The 7,237-nt window shown below is 64.6% G+C and carries 10 protein-coding genes; 6 read left to right on the top strand and 4 right to left on the bottom strand.

From position 1 onward, the window contains the following. The first annotated feature begins 543 nt into the window (after positions 1–543). Both EP26_RS23835 and EP26_RS33550 read left to right on the top strand, forming a co-directional pair. A complete protein-coding gene (locus EP26_RS23835) occupies positions 544–972 on the top strand; it encodes a putative toxin-antitoxin system toxin component, PIN family (protein WP_245624495.1) in 429 nt (142 codons plus the stop codon). Next, positions 969–1,217 carry a toxin-antitoxin system HicB family antitoxin gene (locus EP26_RS33550; protein WP_084112884.1) on the top strand — a complete coding sequence of 83 codons (249 nt, stop codon included), beginning with the start codon at positions 969–971 and terminating at the stop codon, positions 1,215–1,217. The genes EP26_RS23835 and EP26_RS33550 overlap by 4 nt, the downstream gene beginning before the upstream one ends. Before the next feature lie 57 nt (positions 1,218–1,274). On the opposite strand, the gene EP26_RS23830 is transcribed toward EP26_RS33550, so the two are convergent. Continuing rightward, a complete protein-coding gene (locus EP26_RS23830) occupies positions 1,275–1,469 on the bottom strand; it encodes a hypothetical protein (protein WP_157033718.1) in 195 nt (64 codons plus the stop codon). 61 nt (positions 1,470–1,530) lie between these two features. On the opposite strand from EP26_RS23830, the gene EP26_RS23825 reads away from it, so the two are divergent. Together EP26_RS23825 and EP26_RS33545 are read left to right on the top strand one after the other, a co-directional pair. Then, positions 1,531–1,758, top strand: coding sequence for a hypothetical protein (locus EP26_RS23825; RefSeq protein WP_052389596.1), 228 nt, complete (start codon positions 1,531–1,533; stop codon positions 1,756–1,758). Positions 1,759–2,075: 317 nt separating this feature from the next. Continuing rightward, positions 2,076–2,753: an SGNH/GDSL hydrolase family protein gene (locus EP26_RS33545; RefSeq protein ID WP_211259530.1), complete on the top strand. Its 678-nt coding sequence runs from the start codon at positions 2,076–2,078 to the stop codon at positions 2,751–2,753. Here EP26_RS33545 and EP26_RS23820 read toward each other — a convergent pair. After that, positions 2,746–3,771 (bottom strand): MBL fold metallo-hydrolase, encoded by a 1,026-nt coding sequence (locus EP26_RS23820; RefSeq protein ID WP_043342328.1) that lies wholly within the window; start codon positions 3,769–3,771, stop codon positions 2,746–2,748. The genes EP26_RS33545 and EP26_RS23820 overlap by 8 nt on opposite strands. A 423-nt stretch (positions 3,772–4,194) precedes the next feature. Here EP26_RS23820 and EP26_RS23815 point away from each other — a divergent pair, with 423 nt between their 5' ends. After that, complete coding sequence (locus EP26_RS23815) at positions 4,195–4,590, top strand: DUF4267 domain-containing protein (protein WP_052389595.1); 396 nt, start codon at positions 4,195–4,197, stop codon at positions 4,588–4,590. A gap of 192 nt (positions 4,591–4,782) precedes the next feature. On the opposite strand, the gene EP26_RS32370 is transcribed toward EP26_RS23815, so the two are convergent. Continuing rightward, positions 4,783–5,319, bottom strand: a complete 537-nt coding sequence (locus tag EP26_RS32370; RefSeq protein ID WP_408735112.1) for a transposase — start codon at positions 5,317–5,319, stop codon at positions 4,783–4,785. Positions 5,320–5,688: 369 nt separating this feature from the next. Next, entirely contained in the window at positions 5,689–6,660 is a 972-nt protein-coding gene (locus EP26_RS33540) for a Bug family tripartite tricarboxylate transporter substrate binding protein (RefSeq protein WP_043342327.1), read from the bottom strand. Positions 6,661–6,896: 236 nt separating this feature from the next. Between EP26_RS33540 and EP26_RS38505 the strand changes: the two genes are divergently transcribed. Then, a partial coding sequence (locus tag EP26_RS38505; protein WP_456303884.1) for an MFS transporter occupies positions 6,897–7,237 on the top strand: 341 nt, incomplete at its 3' end.

Below are 7,237 nucleotides of genomic sequence, written 5' to 3'. Positions count from 1 at the left end.
GCAGCCGGCAGACTCCACTAAGGGCAGAGGGAGCGATCCGGCTTCGCTTGGCCTCAGTGAAGGTAAGCATAGCGATACCAGGAAAGCCGCCCCGACGCCTTACGCTCAGGGTGAGGCTGACGCGTTGGCGGGCCGTCCCTGCCTTTACGAGAGCCCTGCACCAGACTGCTCGCCATCTGAACAGCTCTACTACAGCGGGTACCACAATACCTTGAACCGCATCCGGCGTGAGGCGCGAGAAGCCGAAGGCTTGCGATAAAGACCCTTATCGTAATCGGTATGGGGCTTGCCACAATTCGAAGGGCAAGCGCCTATGAAATGGTGACACGGGGAAAACGTCATGCCCCTGGCGCGGCGCGTTTCCATATCCCGCCTTATCCAACAACCGAGACCAACCAAAGCGGGAAGAAGGTGTTACAAAAGTCAAAGCTGAATCGCTCGCCCCTTCGGTCGCTGTAGTCATTACCCTAACTTGACGATTGACATTCTTTGAAGCCGGTTGGGGGTAGACGGCACTCGGGTTATGATGTCCTATATGATATCATGGTGGTGCGCGTAGTCTTGGACACTGATGTGATGGTCGCAGGCTTCGCCAGCGCCGCTGGCGCGTCCCGCCGCCTTTTACTTGCAGCGCTCGATGGGGAATTACGTCTCCTACTGTCGACGCCGCTAATCCTCGAGTACGAGGCTGTGCTCACGCGTGTATCCGTCCTCGAGATGACTGGCATCTCGGCGGAGGAAGTACTGGCGGTACTCGACGAGGTCGCCAGCATCTGCGTGCCCGTAGCATTTGACTTCCGTGTCCGCCCAGGTGCGCGTGACCCGGACGATGACTTGGTGCTTGAGACGGCGGTGAACGGCGGCGCTGATGTCATCGCCACGTTCAATCTAGCTGACTTACGCGATGGCGCGGCGCGATTTGGAATCCCGGTCGAGCGGCCGGCCGACGTGCTGAGAAGGATGAGAGGATGAGCAGTTTCCCACTGCGGCTGCCCGACGACCTAAAGGAGCGTGCGGCCGCACAGGCTGAGGCCGCAGGTGTCAGCCTAAACCAGTACATCGCCACTGCAATCGCCGCGCGTGTTGGCGCGCAGGCAGAAGCGGAGCGCTACTTCGCCGCACGCGCAGCGCGGACGAAGCCCGGTCGCGCCCGCGAAATTCTGGCACGGGCGGGGCAAGGAAGAGCACCGGTCGCTGGAGATGAGGTCGGCAATTGATCGGCGTTGGTGCACGGAGGCGGACGGGCTAACGAAGGCGGCCCCGCCCAGATGACTTCAGGCCACGCGAATGGACATCGGCTTTGCAGCCCGGACCATGCGGTTGAGCACCTCGACGGCCATGGCGGCTTCGCCTTGCTGGGCCGCCAAGACGCGGGCGCGCAGCTTCGGCCCGATGATCCCCTTGTATCTGCCGACTGCGGCTTCCGCGAGACTGCGCCGGCCGTAGCCTGTCGCCTTCTGCCAGGCCATGCGGTCCTTCCCGGTGATGAGTCGGATGTGGCGGTCGCGTTCGGCGCGGGCGCAGGGCCGCATGGCCATGTTCCAGGCTAGCGACTGGCTGGTGCCCACGACCGATCTCGCCCCTGATCGCGGTATGCCGGTTGACGGCGTGATCGACATTTCGCGCCTGTGCGCCATGGCCGAGGCCGCAGGCTACCGGGCCCCGGTCGAGATCGAGGTTCTGTCCCGGCGGTGGTGGGCACGTGACCCTATCGAGGTGCTCGGCGTCGTGCTGGAACGCCACGCTACTGCCTGCTGACCGCCGGGTTCATGCGGGTGGGATGGCATCGCTTGGGTTGCGCATAGGCACTGCGTCCTCATCGGTCGTTGCAGGGCAGTGCAGCCGCGCTTGCCTGGGTCCGGCGCAGCCCACAGTCGCGGCTGCGGCCGAGCCAACCCTCCGGCCGGCGACGCGTTCCTATCTGCTCGCCGGGTGTTGCTTAACTAGCCAGCCCATCTGTCAGGAGGAGCATGATAACCGTTCCACGAAGCTCCTTTTTGCCTCGCCGAACGGCGCTCAGCATCACAGCTGCGACCGGGCTGACGGCTTGTGCGCGACCTGCCAGTACCCAGTCCGTGGGAACGCAGGCGCCGGGACACGTCATCCTTCTCGGTGACTCCGTTCTCGACAATGCGGGCTACCTGCGGGGAGGAGGGCCCGACGTCGTCGCCCAACTCGGCATGCGCTTGCCATCGGGCTGGCAGGCAACTCTTCTGGCCAGAGGCGGCTCCGTCGCCGCCGACGTGCCGGGCCAGCTTCGCCGGTTGCCACTCGATGCCACACACCTCGTGATCAGTGCCGGCGGAAACGATGCTGGCCGGCGCGAGGGCGTGCTTGGCGAGCCAGCGCGGAGCGTGGCCGACGGACTGGCCCGCATCGCGGCCATCCGGGAGGCCTTCGCACGCGACTACCGAGTGATGCTCGATGCGGCACTCCAACCTGGTCTGCCCGTTGCGGTCTGTACAATCTACGACCCGCGCTTCCCAGACCCTGGACGCCGCGAGCTGGCTGTTGTGGCTCTTACCGCGTTCAACGACATCATCACTCGCGAGGCTTTTGCGCGCGCCATTCCACTTATCGACCTGCGTCTGGTCTGCAGCGATGACCAGGACTTCGCCGCGCCGACTGGGCCAGCGGTACAGGGTGGCACAAAAATCGTGAAGGAGATTGTTAGCTGGGCTGTCGGGCCTGATCCAGCGGGGCGCCGTTCCGAGGTGTTCGCCGGTAGTGTACGAGGAGGAGCCCCTAGATAGGTGACAATGTATCGCGTCCTGCGGCCGTGGCGACTTCCGCAAGCAGCTGAGCCTCTTGCCCGAGGTAGCGTGGCGAAAAGTGGAATGGCTCGATACGTCGGACGCCGGCCTCACGTGCGATTTCGCCCGCGGCGCGGGTCGTGAGGTGCCGGCGGTCCAGGGCCAAAGCGGCATCCGCGGCAGCGAAAGGTGCCTCGATAAACAGGATATCGGCGCCGCGCGCCAAAGCGACGGCAGCGGTGCGGTTCGCGGGCGTGTCAGCAAAGTCCGTGAGATAGGCCAGACGTTGCCCGGGCGTCACGCTGATGAGGTCCCGCAGAGCACCGAGTGGCAGCATTGGGGCATTCTGTGCTTCAGATGCGCGCGCATAGATCGGGATCGGGTAGTCGTCCGGCCGTCCCTCTACCACAGCCGCTTTGAGAGCGGTGAGCCAAGGGCCGGTTTGCAGGCGGCGCTCCTCCAGCCTAGTTCGCCAGACATTGAAGTGCATCGCTTCCTCCACCGCGAAACCAAGGCAAGGGGTGCCATGATCCAGCACCGCGGCGTGCAGCCGCAGCGGTCCCTGCTGTAGCACAGTGCCGTCTGGCGTGGCTGGGAAAGGCGGCAGTGCTTCGATCTGGAAGCCACCATGCAACCGCAGACTGGCACGTGGCCAAAACGCAGCCATGGTCACCTCTGTCACCTCAAACACCAGATCGGTCGTGATGCGGTCGGCCAGATTCCATGTATAGGCTTGGAGCCGGTGGAACAGGCGTTGCGTAAAACCCTCGGGCCCGATGACGGGCAGGCGCTTGTTCCGCCCAATCAGAAGCCGCAACAAGCGGTCGAAGCCGGCCCAGTGGTCCATATGGGCATGCGAAACCGCCAGTACGCCCAACCGCAGAAGGTGGCGTGGCGTGAGGGCGGAGAGATCGCCGCAGTCCAGCAGGATCGTCTCGGGCAGGTGCAAGGCTTCCACATAGACGCCCGGATCGCCGGTCCGGCCGGTCAGCAGGCGCGGATGCAGGGTTGCTCGCATGCCCGCAGAGGTGCCACGCTTGGCCGCTGGCGTCGAGGCGAGTCGGCATTGTCAACTTCAGCCGCACCTTGTTCCGAGGCGCGATACTCTGCGCGCGGCGTGACTCCGCCCCAAACTGCTACTCACCTCGAGTGCCCGATGCAGCAAAACTGCGGAAGTTTGTTGAATCTTCGACCGAATTGGCAATGCCGATTTGGCTGCCCCTAACCACCGGACCGAGGGCCGTGCCCCTGTTGGTGTAGTGGGCGGCTGCCCCCGTTTGAGGCGGCCGTTGCAGTGAAGTGCCTGTCCCGCTTCGGCGGCTCTTCCGCAGGAAAGGTGGTTTATGCAGCGAGGAGCACACGGGTCGGAGGAGGCCAGAGCTCCCGCATCGCGGAAAGAAAAAGAGGATTGGCGCCAGTGACACAACGAGATCAAGAGGCATTGCCGATCTACGATCCTGACCTCTGGCCCGCCCTGTTCCTCGCGATCGCGCTCATGGCGCTCGGCTGTGTCTTCGTCTTCGCCCCGAGGCTGGGCGCCGCAGTCTTCGGGCTCCCGGCTCCGGAGGGCAGTAGCGCGGCTTGGGTTGCGGTGGTGGGTGTGCGAGACCTCGTTTTCGGCAGCTACGTCCTTGTGCTTGCGTCATGTTCGACCCGGCGCGCGGTGGGGCTGGTGCTTGGCATGACGGCGCTGATTCCCCTCGGGGATATCCTCATCGTCTTTGCCATCCAGGGTTTCACCTCGCCGGGGCACCTGCTGCTGCATCTGGCCAGCTTGTGTGCGATGGCCATTGCTGCGGTCTGGACGCTTCGCCACAGGCCGCCCTCGGCAGGTTGAGACCGATAGGCGTCCGTGACGCAGGTTCTGGCATCAGCGTGTTGCATGGGTCAGGGGCCTGGACGCATTCGTCCCTGCCCGCGCTTGCGATCAAGCAACGCGGACGTATTCGGGCCGCCCAAGCTCAAGCATGTGGTTCAGCGCGTCGGCGGCGATGGCCACCTCAGTCGCCTGTCGCCCATCCGTTCGCGATCAAAGCCCGTCGCCGATGACGCGTTTCCACCGGGAGATGTCGGCCTCTACCAGGGCGCGCCAGTTATAGCCCGACGCGCGCTGCCAACCCATACGGCCACGTTCGGCAATACAACGCAAGTGCGCATCCCGCTGCGTCGGCGCGGTTACGGCCGCGTCGGGATGGTGCGTCGCAACCTCTGTATAGACATCGTCCCGATCGTACGCACCATCGCCAATGAGGGCCGCCACCGAACCATCGACGCGGTCGAGCAAGGGGCAGACTTGCGAGCCGTCGGCAGCATCCCTGTCGGTCAGCACCGAGGCGACGATCTGGCCCGTGTCGGCGTCGGTGGCGATCGCCAGCGCGGAGTAGGTGGGCTGCCCGCCCCGGCCAGTGCGCGGCTTGGCCCTCCAGGCATCAATCGCCTCCGGCGTGAACCAGACGGTGAGGCTGCCGCGGGCGCGCAGGCCGGCATCGTACTCGGTCCAGTTGGTGACCCGGTGCTTCTGCTTGGAAATATGGTGGCGCCGATCTGCGTTCGTTTTGAAAGGCAAGACGGCGGTCACTGAAGGGTTAAAGGGGACTCGCCCCGACCTCACCCTACCGGAGCAGCTCAAGCCGCCGATCCCTGCAACAAAGTGGATGCCCGATAGTCACCCGACCAACATCTGCTTTGGCGGGCCGGATATGCGGACCGCCTACATCACCCTGTCTGGCAATGGTGAACTCGCTACCATGGAGTGGTCAGAGCCTGGCCTTCGGCTTAACTTCCAGACGGCCGCTGAGCTATGACATTGCTACCTGCGAACTGCATGTCAGGGTGCGCCGAGGTGGCTTTGGCAACACGGCTCTACTCAACAGCGACCACTACGCTGCAGGCTCTCAGCGTCAGTCCTCAACCAGCAGGCCGCGTTGCCTAGACTTCAGCCCGCCCGCGCGCCAGAGCGGGCGATCAAGCTGGCGATCCGGGGCACTTCCTCCATGAGAAAAGCACGGAGCTGCTCTGTGCCCATTGTTGGCCACAACACCGTTGCAGTGCCGTCGAAGAACTCTTGCACCTTGGGGTCGCCCATCGCCTCCCGTAGCGCGGCAGCCAGGCGGCCAATAACATCGGACGGTGTGCGGGCCGGCACAAAGAGCCCGGCCCAGGGCACCAACTCGGCGCCGGGCAGACCGGCTTCAGCAACTGTCGGCACCTCCCGCGCCAGTGCAACCCTTTGCGTATCGGTAACCGCCAATGCTCGAAGCCGGCCTTCGCGCACATGCGGCAGGCTGGTTAACGGGTAGTCCCACATGGCGTCGAGCCGCCCACCGATGACGTCGTTCAAGCCTTGAGTCCCATTCGAGTAGGGCGCATGGACCATGCGCACGCCGGTCGCCTGTTGCAGAGTTTCAGCTGCCAGATGCGGCGAAGTTCCAACACCGACGGAGCCATAGGTCAGACCCTCCGGTCGAGCACGAGCGGCCGCGACCAACTCGGTCAGGGTTCGCCAAGGACGGCCGGGCGGAGTGACGATGAGGTGCGGCGATGCGCCAATGCCATGCACCGGCGCGAGGTCCCGCTGCGGATCATAGCGTAGGTTGGGGAACATGGCAGGCGCCGCTGCCATCGGCCCCTGGCTGCCGTAGAGCATGATATACCCATCCGCCGCGCTGCGGGCGACCAACTCAGCTCCGAGTGTACCGCCCGCACCAGGACGGTTCTCCACTACGACAGGCTGATTAAGACTTTGGCTCATGCGCTGGGCCAGGGTTCGGGCACTGGTATCAGTGATGCCGCCTGCGGCGAAGGGAACCACCCAGGTAATGGGGCGCGCTGGGAAGCCCTGCGCGGCCGCCAAGCCCGGCAGCAGTGCCGGTGCAACAAGCAGGGCGCGGCGGGTAGGTTGGGTCATGCGCAGCCTCCCAATATTGTTGCAGGAGAACCTAGGCGCTCCTTGTCAAAGTCGACAAGGGGCTGGCACGCTCAGCTCTATGCATGCCGGCAAGCCGCTAGAGGCGCGGAACCTGACGCGATAACAGCTGCATATCCTGTATGTCTGGCGTGATGTGGGTGCTACTCGCCCTGAACGAGGCAGGGCCGCGCCCGTTACATCTTCTATTCCACTCCGCTCTGATCCGGAGCCCACCTATGCAGCAGCGGGGCGCTGAGCGCGCACTGGACGCCCTGAGTTTCTTCGTCTCCGATGCCCGGTATGGGCTCGGCGCCTATCTCGGCATCTATCTTCTTGCCGAACACGGCTGGGATCCGGCGAGCATCGGTGCCGCGCTCTCGGTCGGCATGCTGACCGGGCTGCTGTCGCAGGCGCCCCTCGGCGCACTCGTCGATGCGGTGCAAGCCAAGCGCGCGCTGATCGCGGGCGCGGTCTTGGTGATGACCGCAACCTGTCTTGTCATCCCGCTCGCGCCTCAGTTCTGGTCGGTAGCGCTGGCGGGGCTGGTCGGAGCCATGGCCGGCGTCACAATCGGGCC

This window comes from Belnapia moabensis DSM 16746 (genome assembly GCF_000745835.1).
GTDB lineage: Bacteria > Pseudomonadota > Alphaproteobacteria > Acetobacterales > Acetobacteraceae > Belnapia > Belnapia moabensis.
Note: the sequence above shows the minus strand (reverse complement) of the source record. Positions and strands in the feature narration are given on the sequence as shown.

What these genes read in the sequence shown, in the direction of transcription:
- EP26_RS23835 (WP_245624495.1), top strand. Translation starts at nt 544, where the DNA reads ATGGTGGTGCGCGTAGTCTTGGACACTGATGTGATGGTCGCAGGCTTC.
- EP26_RS33550 (WP_084112884.1), top strand. Translation starts at nt 969, where the DNA reads ATGAGCAGTTTCCCACTGCGGCTGCCCGACGACCTAAAGGAGCGTGCG.
- EP26_RS23830 (WP_157033718.1), bottom strand. Translation starts at nt 1,469, where the DNA reads ATGGCCTGGCAGAAGGCGACAGGCTACGGCCGGCGCAGTCTCGCGGAA.
- EP26_RS23825 (WP_052389596.1), top strand. Translation starts at nt 1,531, where the DNA reads ATGGCCATGTTCCAGGCTAGCGACTGGCTGGTGCCCACGACCGATCTC.
- EP26_RS23820 (WP_043342328.1), bottom strand. Translation starts at nt 3,771, where the DNA reads ATGCGAGCAACCCTGCATCCGCGCCTGCTGACCGGCCGGACCGGCGAT.
- EP26_RS33540 (WP_043342327.1), bottom strand. Translation starts at nt 6,660, where the DNA reads ATGACCCAACCTACCCGCCGCGCCCTGCTTGTTGCACCGGCACTGCTG.